The 15,965-nt window shown below is 51.3% G+C and carries 14 protein-coding genes and 1 pseudogene; 12 read left to right on the top strand and 3 right to left on the bottom strand.

Annotation, left to right across the window (positions count from 1 at the left end; all coding sequences use genetic code 11):
* Window positions 1-16: 16 nt before the first annotated feature.
* From BM258_RS22575 to BM258_RS22625, 11 genes are all read left to right on the top strand, one after another.
* Window positions 17-3,775 (top strand): nitrate reductase subunit alpha, encoded by a 3,759-nt coding sequence (locus BM258_RS22575; RefSeq protein ID WP_090075509.1) that lies wholly within the window; start codon window positions 17-19, stop codon window positions 3,773-3,775.
* Window positions 3,772-5,310 carry a nitrate reductase subunit beta gene (narH, locus tag BM258_RS22580; RefSeq protein ID WP_090075510.1) on the top strand — a complete coding sequence of 513 codons (1,539 nt, stop codon included), beginning with the start codon at window positions 3,772-3,774 and terminating at the stop codon, window positions 5,308-5,310. Before BM258_RS22575 ends, narH begins: the two co-directional genes overlap by 4 nt.
* Window positions 5,310-6,020 carry a nitrate reductase molybdenum cofactor assembly chaperone gene (narJ, locus tag BM258_RS22585; RefSeq protein ID WP_090075511.1) on the top strand — a complete coding sequence of 237 codons (711 nt, stop codon included), beginning with the start codon at window positions 5,310-5,312 and terminating at the stop codon, window positions 6,018-6,020. The genes narH and narJ overlap by 1 nt, the downstream gene beginning before the upstream one ends.
* Window positions 6,021-6,031: 11 nt before the next feature.
* The gene (gene narI, locus BM258_RS22590) at window positions 6,032-6,751 is read left to right on the top strand and encodes a respiratory nitrate reductase subunit gamma (protein WP_090075512.1); all 720 of its coding nucleotides are present in this window, start codon (window positions 6,032-6,034) and stop codon (window positions 6,749-6,751) included.
* 6 nt (window positions 6,752-6,757) lie between these two features.
* Window positions 6,758-7,666, top strand: coding sequence for a peptidylprolyl isomerase (locus BM258_RS22595; protein ID WP_090075513.1), 909 nt, complete (start codon window positions 6,758-6,760; stop codon window positions 7,664-7,666).
* A gap of 9 nt (window positions 7,667-7,675) precedes the next feature.
* Window positions 7,676-8,236, top strand: coding sequence for a hemerythrin domain-containing protein (locus BM258_RS22600; protein ID WP_090075514.1), 561 nt, complete (start codon window positions 7,676-7,678; stop codon window positions 8,234-8,236).
* A 17-nt stretch (window positions 8,237-8,253) separates the two neighbouring features.
* Window positions 8,254-9,555, top strand: coding sequence for a molybdopterin molybdotransferase MoeA (locus BM258_RS22605; protein WP_090075515.1), 1,302 nt, complete (start codon window positions 8,254-8,256; stop codon window positions 9,553-9,555).
* Window positions 9,545-10,090, top strand: a complete 546-nt coding sequence (locus BM258_RS22610; RefSeq protein ID WP_175528220.1) for a DUF2478 domain-containing protein — start codon at window positions 9,545-9,547, stop codon at window positions 10,088-10,090. The genes BM258_RS22605 and BM258_RS22610 overlap by 11 nt, the downstream gene beginning before the upstream one ends.
* Window positions 10,080-11,096, top strand: a complete 1,017-nt coding sequence (gene moaA, locus BM258_RS22615; RefSeq protein ID WP_090075517.1) for a GTP 3',8-cyclase MoaA — start codon at window positions 10,080-10,082, stop codon at window positions 11,094-11,096. The genes BM258_RS22610 and moaA overlap by 11 nt, the downstream gene beginning before the upstream one ends.
* A 1-nt stretch (window position 11,097) precedes the next feature.
* On the top strand, window positions 11,098-11,619 hold the full coding sequence (gene mog / locus BM258_RS22620; RefSeq protein WP_090075518.1) for a molybdopterin adenylyltransferase: 522 nt from the start codon (window positions 11,098-11,100) through the stop codon (window positions 11,617-11,619).
* A gap of 118 nt (window positions 11,620-11,737) precedes the next feature.
* Complete coding sequence (locus BM258_RS22625) at window positions 11,738-12,181, top strand: PAS domain-containing protein (RefSeq protein ID WP_090075521.1); 444 nt, start codon at window positions 11,738-11,740, stop codon at window positions 12,179-12,181.
* A gap of 60 nt (window positions 12,182-12,241) precedes the next feature.
* Here the strand turns inward: BM258_RS22625 and ubiV are convergent, their stop codons facing one another.
* Entirely contained in the window at window positions 12,242-13,153 is a 912-nt protein-coding gene (gene ubiV, locus BM258_RS22630; RefSeq protein ID WP_090075519.1) for a ubiquinone anaerobic biosynthesis protein UbiV, read from the bottom strand.
* 115 nt (window positions 13,154-13,268) lie between these two features.
* Here ubiV and BM258_RS22635 point away from each other — a divergent pair, with 115 nt between their 5' ends.
* The gene (locus BM258_RS22635; protein WP_090075522.1) at window positions 13,269-14,618 is read left to right on the top strand and encodes an IS5 family transposase; all 1,350 of its coding nucleotides are present in this window, start codon (window positions 13,269-13,271) and stop codon (window positions 14,616-14,618) included.
* 43 nt (window positions 14,619-14,661) lie between these two features.
* On the opposite strand, the pseudogene ubiU reads toward BM258_RS22635, so the two are convergent.
* Both ubiU and BM258_RS22645 read right to left on the bottom strand, forming a co-directional pair.
* Window positions 14,662-15,630 (bottom strand): annotated as a pseudogene (gene ubiU, locus BM258_RS22640) (ubiquinone anaerobic biosynthesis protein UbiU).
* Between the two features lie 41 nt (window positions 15,631-15,671).
* On the bottom strand, window positions 15,672-15,965 hold a 294-nt coding region (locus BM258_RS22645; RefSeq protein WP_139229354.1), incomplete at its 5' end, for a DDE-type integrase/transposase/recombinase.

The following is a 15,965-nucleotide window of genomic DNA, read 5'->3' on the forward strand; positions in this document are numbered from 1 at the left end:
AGAGAAGGAAAACAACATGTCTCATCTCCTTGATCGTCTCAACTTTTTGTCGCGAAAGAATGTCGACACCTTTTCCAGGGGCCACGGTGTTACGACCAGCGAAAACCGCGACTGGGAAGATTCCTATCGCAAGCGTTGGCAGCATGACAAGATTGTGCGCTCGACACACGGCGTGAACTGTACCGGCTCCTGCTCGTGGAAGATTTATGTCAAGGGCGGCATTGTGACGTGGGAAACACAGCAGACAGACTATCCCCGTACACGTCCGGATCTACCGAACCATGAACCGAGAGGATGCTCGCGTGGCGCCAGCTACAGCTGGTACATGTATTCCGCAAATCGCGTCAAATATCCCCTGATCCGCTCCCGTTTGTTGAAGCTGTGGCGCAAAGAACGAACACTGAAAACACCCGTAGGGGCTTGGGCTGCCATCCAGGAAGACCCTAAAAAGCGGGCAGACTATGTGAAAGTGCGTGGTCTTGGAGGCTTCGTTCGTTCCACGTGGGATGAAGTGAATGAGATCATCGCCGCAGCCAATGCCTATACTGCGAAAACATGGGGCCCGGATCGCGTCATCGGCTTTTCTCCCATCCCGGCCATGTCCATGGTTTCTTATGCAGCAGGCTCGCGCTATCTGTCCTTGTTGGGCGGCGTTTGCATGTCATTTTATGACTGGTATTGTGACCTGCCTCCTGCATCTCCCATGACCTGGGGTGAGCAGACGGACGTTCCAGAGTCTGCTGACTGGTACAATGCTGGCTTCCTTATGCTCTGGGGATCCAACGTTCCACAAACGCGAACCCCGGACGCGCATTTCTACACTGAGGCGCGCTACAAGGGAACAAAGTCGGTTGTGGTCTCTCCGGATTACTCGGAAGCGGCAAAATTCTCGGATCTTTGGCTGCACCCCAAGCAAGGTACGGACGCGGCGCTTGCAATGGCGTTGGGCCATGTCATCCTGCGAGAATTTCATTTGGATCGCCAAACGGACTATTTTGACGATTATTGCCGCAGATACACGGACATGCCCATGCTGGTGCGGCTCGTCGAAAAAAATGGCCACTATATTCCAGACCGTTTCATCCGCGCGTCAGATTTTGAGAACGACTTGGAAGAAAAGAACAATTCCGAATGGAAGACAGTGGCCTATGACAGCAAATCGAAGAGTTATGTCACGCCCTCTGGTTCCATCGGTTTTCGCTGGGGTGAGCAGGGTAAGTGGAACCTTGAGGCCAAAGATGGAAAGGGTGAAGATGTCGACCTCACAATGTCCTTCATTCGCGATGGCGACAATGGCGAGATCGCAAATGTCGGCTTCCCATATTTCGGCAACAAAGAACATGATTTTTTTGAAGGGACAGACCATGACAGCGTTCTGGTTCGCAAGGTGCCTGCAAGAAAGATCAAACTCGCTGATGGTGAGGCGCTTGTTGCTACGGTTTTCGATCTGTTTGTTGCCAATTATGGTCTCGAACGCGGCCTGAAAGACAAGAATTGCGCCAAATCCTATGATGAAAACCTACCTTATACACCCGCTTGGGCGGAAAAAATCACGGGTGTCCCGAAGAACCAGATCATCGCGGTCGCACGAGAATTTGCATCCAACGCCGAAAAGACCAATGGCCGTTCCATGGTTATTCTCGGGGCGGGGCTGAACCACTGGTATCACATGGATATGAACTACCGTGGCATCATCAACATGCTGGTGATGTGCGGTTGCATTGGACAGTCCGGAGGGGGGTGGAGCCACTATGTCGGTCAGGAAAAATTGCGTCCGCAAACCGGTTGGTTGCCACTGGCATTCGGGCTTGATTGGAGCCGTCCGCCACGACACATGAATTCCACCTCTTTCTTCTACGCGCATACAGACCAATGGCGCTACGAAACACTGAAAGTGGATGAGATCCTCTCACCAACAGCGCCGGACGGCGATTGGGATGCTTCGCTCATTGATTACAATATCCGGGCGGAACGCATGGGCTGGTTGCCGTCTGCACCACAGCTGAAAACCAATCCGCTACAGGTTGCCAGAGATGCGGCGGCTGCAGGTAAGGAGGCAAAGGACTATGTTGCTGACGCCTTGACGACAGGCACGCTTTCGATGTCCTGCGAAGACCCGGATGCGGAGGCAAACTGGCCACGCAATCTGTTTGTCTGGCGTTCCAACCTGCTCGGCTCGTCTGGTAAGGGGCATGAATATTTCCTCAAACACCTGCTTGGCACATCGCATGGCGTGCTTGGCAAGGACCTGGGTGAGGAAGGTCGACAACAAGCCAAAGAGGCCGTATGGCACGATGAAGCGCCGGAAGGGAAGCTCGATCTGCTGGTGACACTTGACTTCCGCATGTCGACTACCTGTGTCTATTCCGACATCGTTCTACCTACTGCGACCTGGTACGAAAAGAATGATCTCAATACCTCGGATATGCACCCGTTCATCCATCCTCTTTCAAGTGCCGCGGATCCGGCATGGGATGCACGCAGCGACTGGGAGATCTTCAAGGGCATTGCGCGGAAATTCTCTGATGTCGCCCCAGAGGTTTTGGGCGTTGAAAAGGATATTGTGCTGGTGCCCACTTTGCATGATACGCCTGGCGAACTGGCCCAGCCGTTTGATGTGAAAGACTGGAAGACCGGCGAGATCGATCCGGTGCCCGGCAAGACCATGCCGACCGTCGCTGTTGTCGAACGTGACTATCCGAACCTTTACAAGCGCTTCACCGCACTTGGTCCGCTTCTGGACAAACTCGGCAATGGCGGTAAGGGAATTTCGTGGAACACGGAACACGAGGTCGAGCTTCTGGGGCGCCTCAATGGCACGGTAACAGAAGAGGGTGTCACAAATGGTCGCCCGAAAATTGAAACTGACATTGATGCGACCGAAGTCATCCTGTCGCTCGCTCCAGAGACCAATGGCGAAGTGGCTGTGAAGGCGTGGGATGCGCTTTCAAAGTTTACAGGCCGCGATCACGCCCATCTGGCTATCCCCAAGGAGGATGAAAAGATCCGCTTCCGTGATGTCGTGGCGCAGCCGCGCAAGATCATTTCCTCACCAACCTGGTCGGGCCTGGAGTCGGAGAAGGTCTGTTACAACGCGGGCTATACCAACGTGCATGAACTGATACCGTGGCGTACGATTACCGGCCGCCAGCAGCTCTATCAGGATCATTTGTGGATGCGTGCTTTTGGTGAGGGCTTTTGTGTCTATCGGCCGCCAATCGACACCAAATCGGTTACGCCGACCATTGTCGATAAGGCCGACGGCAAACCGCATCTGGTGCTGAACTTCATTACGCCGCATCAAAAATGGGGCATCCATTCAACCTATACAGACAACCTGATGATGCTGACCCTCAACCGGGGTGGCCCGGTTGTCTGGATCTCGGAGCCTGACGCCAAGCGTGCTGGCATCATCGATAATGACTGGGTCGAAGTCTATAACTCCAATGGTTCTCTCATTGCCCGCGCGGTAGTTTCCCAACGCATGAAAGACGGCACGATCTTTATGTACCACGCACAGGAAAAGATCGTGAATACACCGGGCTCTCCAACAACTGGGCAACGCGGTGGCATCCATAATTCCGTTACGAGGGCCATTACCAAGCCAACGCACATGATTGGTGGCTATGCCCATCAGTCTTATGGCTTCAACTATTACGGGACGGTGGGAGCGAACCGCGATGAATTTGTCGTGGTCAGAAAGCTCGATCAGGTCGATTGGATGGACGAGCCAGACAGCGACACAATCCCTCAAACCCTGGAGGTGGCAGAATGAAGGTCCGCGCACAAATCGGTATGGTTTTGAACCTCGACAAATGCATCGGGTGCCATACATGTTCCGTCACTTGCAAGAATGTTTGGACAAATCGTGAAGGCGTTGAATATGCCTGGTTCAACAATGTCGAGACCAAACCAGGCATCGGGTTTCCCAAGGAGTGGGAAAACCAGAAAAAGTGGAACGGTGGCTGGGTCCGCAAGAAGAATGGCAAGATCGAACCCAAAATGGGCCCCAAATGGCGCATCCTCGCCAAGATCTTCGCCAATCCGGACCTGCCGGAAATCGACGACTATTACGAACCCTTTGATTTCGACTACGGCCACCTTCAAAGTGCGCAGGAAGGCAAAACCATGCCAACCGCGCGTCCGCGATCGAAGTTGACGGGTGAGCGGATGGAGAAGATCGAATGGGGCCCCAACTGGGAAGAAATCCTTGGTGGTGAGTTCGAGAAGCGATCGAAAGATGTAAACTTTGAAGGTATTGAGAAGGAAATCTACGGCCAGTTCGAAGATACCTTCATGATGTACCTGCCGCGCCTGTGCGAGCATTGCCTCAACCCCACTTGCGTCGCGGCCTGCCCTTCGGGAGCAATCTACAAGCGCGAAGACGATGGCATAGTTCTGATTGACCAAGAGAAATGCCGCGGTTGGCGAATGTGTGTTTCAGGTTGCCCCTACAAGAAGATTTATTACAACTGGAACTCAGGCAAGTCGGAAAAATGCATTTTCTGCTATCCGCGCATCGAGGCCGGTCAACCAACAGTTTGTTCTGAGACCTGTGTAGGCCGCATTCGCTATCTCGGTGTCGTTCTGTATGACGCAGACAAGATTTCTGAAGCCGCATCGACAGGGAACGAAAAAGATCTCTATGAGGAGCAACTGAAGGTGTTTCTCGACCCCAATGACCCGGCTGTTATCGAGCAAGCCCGCAAGGATGGGGTGCCGGAAGCATGGTTGGAATCTGCTAAAACATCCCCTGTCTATAAAATGGCGATGGAGTGGAAGGTTGCTTTCCCGCTGCACCCTGAGTATCGGACATTGCCGATGGTCTGGTACATCCCTCCGCTTTCTCCACTTCAGTCCGCCGCTCAGGAAGGAAAACTGGGTATGGACGGAGACATGCCGGATGTACGTTCCTTGCGTATTCCCGTTCGCTATCTTGCCAATCTGCTGACCGCAGGCAAAGAAGAGCCGGTCGTCTCGGCGCTCGAACGCATGCTGGCCATGCGCAGCTATATGCGAGCCAAGACGATTGACGGTGTCATTGATGAGACTATTGCCGCCAGGGTCGGCATGAGCAGCCAGATGATCGAAGACATGTATCAGATCATGGCAATTGCCAACTACGAAGATCGTTTCGTCATTCCAACGACCCACCGAGAGGCCTCAGAGGATGCCTACGACATACGTGGTTCATGTGGGTTTTCTTTCGGAAATGGCTGTTCTGGTGGGAATTCCAAAGCGGACCTATTCGGAGCAAATCGCCGCAAAGTCGTCCAGACACCGACAGACATTTTCAAGGAGCAGGTCTAATGACTATCGCACTGAAGGTTATTTCGCTGCTCTTGAGCTATCCAGAACAAACGCAGCTGGATGGTCTTACGGAGATGAAACAGGCTCTTAGTAATTCTGAGGCCCCCAAGGGCGTTCCTGAGCTTCTTTCCAGGCTGATCGATGATCTCGCCAGTCTGGATCTCTATGAAGCCCAGGAACGCTATGTTTCTCTCTTTGATCGCAGCCGATCCCTGTCTCTGCATCTGTTTGAACATGTGCATGGAGAAAGCCGTGATAGGGGGCAGGCGATGGTCGATTTGAAAGCGATGTATGAGGATCATGGTTTCGAACTCGACACCAAAGAAATGCCGGATTATCTGCCGCTCTTTCTAGAGTTTCTTTCCGTCTTGCCATCGCAAGAAGCCTGTGCGCTATTAGCCGAAACCGCCCATATCACTGCAGTCGTCGGTGCAAGATTGAAAAAGCGGGGATCAGCTTATGCCCATGCTTTTGCAGCGCTGTCCCTATTTTCGGGGGTGAAACCTGACGAGGCGCTTCTTTCGGAATTGTTGTCGATGAAAGAAGACGACCCGGACGACCTCACTGCACTTGATCGTATCTGGGAAGAGGAGGTTGTCACCTTTGGCGGGAATGCGGGTGAAGGAGCCTGTGGCCCGGATCGTTTGAGAACCCAAATGCGCGCCGCCCAGCGGCGACCAGACGGGGCAGCAACCAATCCAATGGTCTGAGAGGAATGACAATGTTTAGCTATCTCAACACGCTTCTTTACGGGATCTATCCATATATCGCAATGGTGGTATTGGTGGTCGGCTCGATTATCCGCTATGACCGGGAACCCTATTCCTGGCGATCCGGTTCCAGCCAATTGCTTCGTCGCAAACAGCTCATGTGGGGCTCAGTGCTGTTTCATCTGGGTGTCCTCTTCATTTTTGCGGGTCATTTCGTTGGTTTGCTTACACCCATCTGGATATGGGATGCTTTAGGTGTCAGTCACCAGGCCAAGCAAACGCTTGCTGTGGTAGCTGGAGGCATTGCAGGTACCATGGGAATTGTGGGTGCTACATTGCTCGTTCACCGACGGCTTTTCGATCCGCGCGTGCGCGCTCAATCAAGCAGCACAGATACGCTCATTATCGTGCTGCTTTGGGTGCAGCTTTTTCTTGGTCTTTCGACAATACCGGTCTCGATTGCCCATATTGATGGTCACGAGATGCTGAAATTCATGAGTTGGGCTCAAGGCATCTTCACATTTGACTTATCTGCTTCGAGCTATGTTACTGATGCGCCGATCATATTCAAACTGCACCTGTTTCTGGGGCTGACAATTCTCTTCCTGTTTCCCTTTACCCGCCTCGTACATATGCTGAGCGTACCGGTTCGTTATATCTGGCGCCCGGGCTATCAGGTTGTGCGTCAAAAAGGGGACGGTTCCAAAGCCAATCGGGCACCTGCGGAGTAAATCACAATGGCCAATCTTTTGAACACAATTAGAAAGAAGAGTGCCAGGCCCGCGCAAGATGCATCTGAAAGCTATGGCACTTATCAGGAAATAGACACAACCGTCCCGCCCAAAGCGAGGCCGTGTTTCGATCAGATTAGCGTCAATGGGGACGAAATTCCCGAGCAATCGATTCTGAGCGAAGCTCAGAACCATCCGGCAGACAATCCCAGCGAGGCGCTGTTCGCTGCAGCAAAGGCGCTCGTTGTGAGGCAGTTGCTTCTTTGTCGCGCAAAAGAACTGGGCGTAAAGGCTGAGCTCCGCGATGAGACCGAAAGCCGAACTGAAACCGAGGAAGACGCAACCATCCGCCTTCTGATTGAGACAGAAATTGACGTTCCTCAAGCCAGTGAAGATGAGTGTCTGAGATATTACGAAAATAACAAAGAGCGGTTCAGCTCTGAGCCGCTGTGGGAAGCGCGCCATATTCTAATTGGCTTCGAGCAATCAGGCTCCAGACAAGCAGCCCTCGACACAATTCAAAAGCTCTTGGCTATCTTGAAGGAAAAGCCGGCTGAATTCTCTGCACTTGCAGGAGATTTTTCCGTTTGTCCCTCAGCGTCGCAAGGTGGCAATCTTGGCCAACTCTCCAGAGGCAGCACTGTCGATGAATTTGAAAATGCGCTTGAAGAGCTTCAGGAGGGGGAAATAACGCAAGAACCGGTTGAAAGCCGTTACGGTTTTCACATCATTCGGCTGGATCGCAAGATCGAAGGAAGCCAATTGCCCTTTGATATGGTTCAGGAGCGCGTTGCCGGTTGGTTGGAAGCATCGGCATGGTCTAGGGCAGTTTCTCAATATATTGCTCTGCTGACCTCTAATGCCGAAATCAAAGGTATCAGCATGACCGGTGCTGAAAGCTCACTGGTGCAGTAGGGTATTGCGATGAAGAAGCATGATGAGGCCAATCGTATTGCTTTGGATCTGCTTCGTAAAAAGCAGAATAAAGACTGCTTTGCTTCGCCGCTTGAGTTCTTGCTTGATGAGCATATGCGCCAGCGGGCCTTATTTGGCCTTCTCGACAATTTGAGTGTTGGCGCTCATCTGGGCGCAGCATATGTAGAGGCAGCCATCAGCTTTCTGAAATCTGATTTTGCGCTTCATTCCCTCGATGAAGAAGAGGATTTGTTTCCTCTCCTGCGTCGTCGTGTCGACGACGACGGTCAACTTGAGCACCTACTTGGGAAACTCAGTTCCGAACACACACGCGATAGAGAAAGAGCGAGGCTTATATTGATAGGTCTTAATGATGGAGCCCCATTTTCTATAGAATTTCTGGAGTTGCTTCATGATTTTGCAGTGGCTGAACGTCGTCATCTTATCGTTGAAAACGCTATCATTATTCCCTTGGCACGGGCGTGCCTCAGTGCAACTGATCTGGTCATGATAGGCGCCCGTATGGCCGCTCGACGTGGGATAGAAGTCAAAGGTAAAGGCGGCTTTTGAAAAGAGGAATAGAACCAATGCCTGAAGTTACACAGAAAGCCTGTAACTGCGAAGTATCTGATCTACAAAAAGGCTTGATGTCAGTTGAGGAAGCGGTCGAGGTTGCGAAAGGGCTTGCAAAACCGCTCGTAACTGAGCAAACGATCTCAATTCGTAATGCCTGTGGTCGTGTGCTGGCAAAAAGTCTTTACGCGGATCGGTCTATGCCGTTTTTCGATAACTCAGCGATGGACGGGTATGTCCTGCGAGTAGAAGACATGCTTGGAGATGGGCCGTGGACCTTCCCAGTTTTAGGCACTATTGCTGCTGGCAACATTCCAAGACCTGTTCCAGCCCAAGCTGGTGCTTACCGTATTTTTACAGGTGCTCCGGTGCCTTCTGGATTTGATACAGTCGTCATGCAGGAAAACTGTGTGGCTAATGGTTCGATGGTATCAGTGCGTTCAAGACCCTCTCATGGTGACAACATACGCTATCGTGGTGAAGACATCGCTCAGGGCGAGCTTTTACTGGTTGCTGGGACGAGGTTGGAGCCACATCATGTTGGCTTGCTCGCTTCTAATGGTATTCTCAACGTAAGTGTAACACGCCCAGTTAGGATAGGTATTTTGTCAACTGGCGATGAATTGAGACGTAACGACAAATTGGATGGACCTGCCAATATATTTGATGCCAACGCACCAATGTTGATGGCCTTGTGCGAGAGTTCCATGACTGACGTCACTGATCTAGGGATTTTGCCTGACAATCTGGCATTGATGACCGATAAATTGTGTGAGATCTCGTGCCTGTACGATCTGATCATATCGACTGGCGCTGCTTCATTGGGTGCGCGAGATCTTTTGCGAGAAGCTCTCGGCGTTGCAAACGGAGAGATTGTTGCGCATCGTGTTGCCCTCAAGCCTGGAAAGCCGGTTTTTTTTGGCAAACTGGGAGCGTCTTTATATACAGGTTTGCCAGGTAATCCGTTGGCCGTGTTTGTGGGGTTTGAAATCTTCGTGCGCGCGCAGATTGATATTCTTTCCGGTGCTAATCCTAGAAGAACAACGAAGGTAAGGGCCATCTTGAGGCACCCAATCAAAAGAAAAAGCGGCAGGACTGAATTTCTGCCAGCGCGTATCGTTGGGTATGATGAGGGTCTGCCGGTTATTGAGATTTTAGGACATGGCAGTTCTGGCACGCTTTTCCCTCTAGCGCAAGCTGATGGAATGGTGGTTTTATCTTCAGAGGTTGGACATACCAACGCTGGAGATACGTTTTCTTGGTTTCCGCTCTCGACCACTAGCAAGGCCTTGGGAGCAAGTTTTTATGATCAATAACACCAAGCTTGTCGCAGCGGTTCCTTTTGTACAGGACGACCCAGTCGATTCCATTCTTAAAAGAGTGACGGAGACACTTCTCGCTGAAGGGTACAGGGTAGTTGGCTTTCTGCAGTTTGCAACAGATGAGGTGGGAGAGTGTCGCAGAGCCATCGAAGTGGAAAATATTGAAACGGGCGAACGTCATCAGATTATGCAGACACTTGGCCTACACGCCAGGGGGTGCAGGCTTGATCCTCATGCAATGACGACTTTAACAGCAAGCCTATCTAAAGCGGTGGAATTTCATCCAGATATAGTCATTTTGAATCGTTTCGGCAAAGGGGAAAGTGAAGGAACTGGCTTGAGGTCAGTGTTTGAAACCGTTGCCATTGCCAACATTCCTCTGCTGACCCCAGTCAAACAATCTTACATTGAACCATGGGTGGAGTTTTCGGACGGGTTTTCAATTTCACTTGAGCAAGAAGAACAAGCAGTGCTTGTTTGGTGTCGTCAAGCCATTAAATATGCGAGGAGGCTACGAAATGCCGCCTGATCAATATCCAAACTACTTCTTACGTGACAATTTCGGTAGGACGGCGGACTATTTGCGGCTGTCCGTGACAGATAGGTGTGATTTACGCTGCACCTATTGCATGGCCGAACATATGACCTTTGTGCCGAGGAGAGAGGTGCTTACTCACGAAGAGCTTTATCGTCTAAGCCTTGTTTTTATGCGCTATGGTGTGCGCAAGATACGCATTACTGGCGGTGAACCATTGGTTCGCAAAGATATTTTGCAATTGTTCGAGCTTCTTGGTTCACATGTCAAACACAACGATCTGGATGAGCTCACATTAACAACCAATGGCACATTACTCTCACGATATGCCCGAGATCTCTTTTCTGCAGGCGTACGTCGGGTCAATGTTTCTCTCGATACACTCAATGCTGAACGCTATGCGACTATCACCCGTCTTGGCAGAATCGAAAAGGTTTTGTCAGGTCTTGAAGCAGCACGTAGTGCCGGGCTGAAGGTCAAGATCAATGTGGTCGCCGCAGCGGGGAGTTTTGAAAATGAGGTTGATGACCTGATCAGGTTCGCGCATGGGGATGGCATGGATATTACCCTGATTGAAGAGATGCCCTTGGGAGAAGTCTCTCATCAAAGGAGCGACAGTCATCTGTCGCTTGTCAAACTGCGTGCTGACCTGATGCGCCGTTGGACCCTTGAAACGCTAAGCGAGACAACAGGTGGACCGGCAAAATATGTAAGGGTCAAGGAAACAGGCGGCCGCCTTGGGTTCATTACACCTCTGTCCTGCGATTTCTGTTCTGCCTGCAACCGGGTGCGAGTGAGCTGTACGGGCGGTCTTTACACATGCATGGGGAATGAAGGCTCGGTTGATTTGCGCGCAGCATTACGAGGGAGCGAGGGGGATGCTGCCTTGGAGAGGCTCATCCGGGATACCGTTCGAAACAAACCAAAAGGCCACTCATTCAAAATCGAAAGTCATTTGGTCAAAGGTATTGATCGCCACATGTCTGTCTTGGGAGGTTAAGATGCATATTGTTGTCGTTACCATTTCTGATCGCGCCAGCAAAGGCATATATGAGGATCTGAGTGGGCCGTTGATTGAAGATTGGCTTACAACAGCGATTACATCCCCTTTTGATGTAACAAGACGCATCATTCCTGATGGTTTTGAATCCGTTCGCGACACCCTAATTGACCTTTGCGATCAGGAGAGAGTGGATCTCGTACTCACGACAGGAGGAACGGGGCCTGCCCCGCGCGATGAAACTCCAGAAGCGATGCGTGCCGTTCTGATAAAAGAGCTTTTGGGCTTTGGAGAACTTATGCGCCGCATCAGTCTGGACCAGACACCGACCGCCATCCTCTCGCGCCAGACTGCTGGCACTCGAGGGCGAACCTTGATCATCAACCTACCTGGTAAACCTGCCGCAATTCAGTTGTGTCTGGATGCGGTTTTTCCTGCCATCCCATATTGTCTTCACTTGATCGGAGCTGGCGAAATCGAAACAGATCCAAATGTAATCAAGAGTTTCAAACCAGTCGGGTGAACCGATGGCTGTGATCGTCTAGTTGACATTTGATAGATTTATAGCGCGTCACGGTTAGGCAATTTTCGTGCAAAGCGAATGATAGAAATAGCATAATTTTGAATGGATGAATGAAAACATGTACAGCAGTAAGACTGATGAAATAATCGCAAATGCAGTTTTGTATAACTCGGCAGATGCGATTGTTGGCACCGATCGCGAAGGTGTTATCACTTTTTGGAATCCTGGATCAGAGCGCATTTTTGGTTTTGCGGCGAACGTAGCCATTGGGCAAACGCTCGATATTATTATTCCTGAGAATTTACGAGCACGCCATTGGGCGGGTTGGTGGGATTCGATCAATAAGGGTACCAGTCGATATGGGAGCGGCTCTCTTCTAGCTGTCCCAGCTATTAAAGAAAATGGAAGCAAGATTTCTGTTGAATTTACGATCACAATGCTTCGCAATGACGAAGGGAGGGTTGAAGGCATAGTCGCTATTATGCGTGATGTATCTGAAAAATTTGAGGAAGTGAAAAACCTACGTCGAGAATTGGCGGCAAGAAGTATTGATAAGCGATGAAAAACAGATTACGTCTAAGTAAATCATATGCTTGATGAGCATACGCTTCTGGCTGGTATTTCATATATCCAAACCGTGGTCGATCTGATACATGCCAGGTTGGCCATAGACAAAACCGTTGATGAAATGATGATCGGGCATAAGTCGCGAGATTTTTGCGCGTGCGTCGGTAGTGTCAATAAGGCCATGAAGTACAGATCGAAACATCTTTGCCAATCCTAACATATCTCCGGTATGAGGTGAGAGTCGAAAGGCGGATATACCTATGTTTCGAAGTCCCTGCAATTCTTCAAGTATGAGTTGAGAACTATAAGACAAGGTTTGAACGCCATTTACGGCAAGGAAGGGCTGACCGGTGAGACTTCTGACGTCGCGACCATCGGGGTCCTTGTCACAAATGAATTGGCAGTTATCCTTTGAAAGATTATGCAGGCGGGCATGATAACAGCGCGCTGAGAGGGCGAGCGGCAAACGGCCAAAGACCTGCATTTCATAATCCGGCTGCGGGGCTACCTTAATCAGTTTGGCTGCGGTCTTGGCGGATACTTCTGGCGGCAAAACGAAGCGGACGGCACCGCGTTTGGCCAGGGTTTCAATAGTCGCTTCGTTATAGATGTTGATATAGGGGCCGATAATATATTGGCGACCCTTGAGGAAGGCGAGGGCGGTGAGGTCATTGGCTTCAACCGTCAACATATCCTGCTCACATTGCTCGGCGAGGATTTTGCGTTCCCGCTTGGTGGTGACAAGGGCAAGGGTGGAGAGCACCACTTTTTTGCCAGCGCTTTCCAAGCGATCGAGCACATCGGGCAGAATTTTGTCGCGAAAGGGAAGCCGTTTGGAACAGACTGCTTCGCCAATATAGACGAGATCAAAATCTCCCTCATCGGCGATCTTGAAGTAAAAATCTCGCCAATCATCCTCAGACCAGTTGAACAGGCAAGGGCCAAGGGTGAGTTCTGGTTTTTTCATTAGTTCGCACTGAAGAACCCTTTAAGTAATTGAAGGATATGGATTCCCTTGTGGTTTTGGATATGAGAAAATGCCAAGGAGTTTAAGTTGGGCATTCATTTTCTGGCATATTTTCATGAGACCTTCGAAGCGCAAGAGACGGAGTGGCGATCTTTTCAAGGAACGCCTTGATGCAATCATCGACATGGACCATTCATTGGTACGGCTTTCCGGCCTGGTGCCTTGGGATGTGTTTGACGTGGACTTTGGCAAGCATTATCGACCTATGGGGCGGCCAGCCAAGCCTACGCGTCTGATGGCTGGCCTGCATTATCTCAAGCACATGCACGATCTTTCTGATGAAGAGACGGTGGAGCGTTGGGTCGAGAACCCATACTGGCAGTATTTCTGCGGTTTTGAGTTCTTTCAGCACCAGTTGCCGATTGACCCCTCAACAATGACCCGTTGGCGCAAGCGGATTGGTCCGGAAGGAATGGAAAAACTATTGGCCGCTACTGTCGGGGTGGCGATTGAGCGTGGGACCATCAAGAAAAGCAGCCTTGAGCGGATCTCGGTTGACACAACTGTCCAGCCCAAAGCCATCGCACACCCCACCGATAGCCGGCTTTATCACAAGGCCTTGCTGCTCCTGGTTCGTCAGGCCAAACGGGCAGGCATCATTTTACGCCGCAGCCATACCAGGGTAGCCAAGAAAGCGGCCTTGATGGCAGGACGCTATGCGCATGCCAGACAGTTCAAGCGCATGCGCCGGGAGCTCAAGAAGCTGAAGACCTATCTGGGTCGGGTCTATCGCGACATCTGCCGCAAGATTACTGACAATGATGGCCTCAAGCATCGCTTTGCTCGCCTTCTGGGCCTGGTGGAGCGGCTTCTGGCCCAGAAGCCCAAGGATAAGGACAAGCTCTATTCCATGCATGCGCCGGAAGTGGCCTGTATTGCCAAGGGCAAGGCGCGAACGCCTTATGAATTTGGGTCCAAGATCGGCATTGCCACTACCAACCGGGAAGGACTGGTTCTTGCAGCCAGAGCGTTTCGGGGCAATCCCTATGATGGGCACACCTTGAATGACACTATCAGTCAGGCCAAACAGATTTGCGGGGTAGAGCCTGATCGGGTTTATGTGGACCGTGGGTATCGTGGCCATGATTATGAAGGTGAAGCCAAGGTCATGATCTCCGGCCAGAGGCGCGGGTTGACGGCACAGATGAAGCGCGAGCTGAAACGGCGATCAGCGATCGAGGCGACCATCGGCCACATGAAAACAGATGGACGACTTGACCGGAACTTCCTCAATGGCAAAGATGGCGATGCCATCAACGCCCTCTTGGCAGCAGCGGGGCATAACCTGCGTCTGATCCTCAATGCGATCATATTTTTGCTGCTCTGGCTGGGAACAATCACGCCGAAAACAGTCAAAACGAATATTGTACCATTGCTTCGCACATACAAAACTTCAATGGCTTAGGCATTGTTCAGCGCGGACTCATTATCATTTCCCTTTTGCGCTGTTAGCGCCATGTCTTCTGGTAGGAGCCTTTGGTGCTCTTCTGACCCTCCGTTAGCGGGGCAAGCATGGCGTCTAGATCGACACTTCTGCCGGATGCCATAGCATCCACTGCCTGTCGGAAGCTTTTTACCACCTGCGCCATATAGGCCTTGCCACGCTGTCGTCCTTCGATTTTGAGGGCTGTGACACCCGCTTCCTGCAATTGGGGCAGTAGATGAGCGGCATTGAGGCTGACTGGATCTTCAAAAACATACCCAATCTTACCATCGGATTCGAAGCGCCCCTTGCAGAGGGTTGGATAAGCAGCAGGTTCCCCTTTGGGATATTGATTGATAGTGATGCCTTCGAGGGAGCTTTCCAAATGGGCGCCGCGATCTTCATATTTGACCGATCCGGGAGGGGAGCAGACGCCGTTCATGTTGGGAGATTTGCCGGTGCAATAGGAGGAGAGGGAACAGCGTCCCTCGGCCATGACGCAGAGGCCGCCGAAAATGAAGACTTCGGTCTCGCAATTGATCTTAGCATTGATTGCCGCGATTTCCTGAACAGTTCAAACACGGGGCAGTACAACACGCTTTACACCGAATTCATCGACATAATAATTGATCATGTCGGCATTGGCAGCTGCAGCTTGAACCGAGAGGTGCAGCCGTAGATCAGGATGTTTGTTGGCTGCATAATCGAGCATGCCGAGATCGGCAAGAATTATGGCATGCGCATTGGAGACCGCTACTTCGTCAATCGCCTTCTGCCATAAAACTATATTGCCAGCCTGTGCGAAGGTGTTTACTGCCGTCAACACCTTGGACCCTCGAGCTACGGCATATTCGATTCCCTGGCGCATTTCTTTGATCGAGAAGTTGAGCCCAGGAAAGTTACGAGCGTTAGTCTCATTGCGAAATCCGCAATTGACGGTGTCAGCACCGGCATCTATTGCAGTGCGAAGGGCTGCCGGAGGGCTCTGTTGCAAAAACTCTGAGGAGCAGTCGAGAGGCTCAGCCCGGCTGCCACTTAGGCCATAGAGCTCGATGCTCTTTTCTCGAGCAGAGTGATAGCCTCTGCTATAGCTCCCGGACCAACACCAAAGGCCCGCTCGACAATCCGAGCTTCTCCAAGGATGTCATTTGAGAGATTGAAATGATTGGCCTGCCCCTTTCTCAAGGCGCGCATAACCTCAAATCCCTTGATGGTCGCATACGCTGTTTTCATCGTTTTGAACCCACGAACAGGCCTGATCAATTGCTTCAACTTGCCATGATCGGCCTCGACAACATTGTTGAGATACTTCACCTGGCGGTGGACGGT

The organism is Cohaesibacter marisflavi, from assembly GCF_900115225.1.
Lineage (GTDB): Bacteria > Pseudomonadota > Alphaproteobacteria > Rhizobiales > Cohaesibacteraceae > Cohaesibacter > Cohaesibacter marisflavi.

Excerpts from the sequence above, each read along its gene's own strand:
- BM258_RS22575 (WP_090075509.1), top strand. The coding sequence starts at position 17 with ATGTCTCATCTCCTTGATCGTCTCAACTTTTTGTCGCGAAAGAATGTC.
- narH (WP_090075510.1), top strand. The coding sequence starts at position 3,772 with ATGAAGGTCCGCGCACAAATCGGTATGGTTTTGAACCTCGACAAATGC.
- narJ (WP_090075511.1), top strand. The coding sequence starts at position 5,310 with ATGACTATCGCACTGAAGGTTATTTCGCTGCTCTTGAGCTATCCAGAA.
- narI (WP_090075512.1), top strand. The coding sequence starts at position 6,032 with ATGTTTAGCTATCTCAACACGCTTCTTTACGGGATCTATCCATATATC.
- BM258_RS22595 (WP_090075513.1), top strand. The coding sequence starts at position 6,758 with ATGGCCAATCTTTTGAACACAATTAGAAAGAAGAGTGCCAGGCCCGCG.
- BM258_RS22600 (WP_090075514.1), top strand. The coding sequence starts at position 7,676 with ATGAAGAAGCATGATGAGGCCAATCGTATTGCTTTGGATCTGCTTCGT.
- BM258_RS22605 (WP_090075515.1), top strand. The coding sequence starts at position 8,254 with ATGCCTGAAGTTACACAGAAAGCCTGTAACTGCGAAGTATCTGATCTA.
- BM258_RS22610 (WP_175528220.1), top strand. The coding sequence starts at position 9,545 with ATGATCAATAACACCAAGCTTGTCGCAGCGGTTCCTTTTGTACAGGAC.
- moaA (WP_090075517.1), top strand. The coding sequence starts at position 10,080 with ATGCCGCCTGATCAATATCCAAACTACTTCTTACGTGACAATTTCGGT.
- mog (WP_090075518.1), top strand. The coding sequence starts at position 11,098 with ATGCATATTGTTGTCGTTACCATTTCTGATCGCGCCAGCAAAGGCATA.
- BM258_RS22625 (WP_090075521.1), top strand. The coding sequence starts at position 11,738 with ATGTACAGCAGTAAGACTGATGAAATAATCGCAAATGCAGTTTTGTAT.
- ubiV (WP_090075519.1), bottom strand. The coding sequence starts at position 13,153 with ATGAAAAAACCAGAACTCACCCTTGGCCCTTGCCTGTTCAACTGGTCT.
- BM258_RS22635 (WP_090075522.1), top strand. The coding sequence starts at position 13,269 with ATGAGACCTTCGAAGCGCAAGAGACGGAGTGGCGATCTTTTCAAGGAA.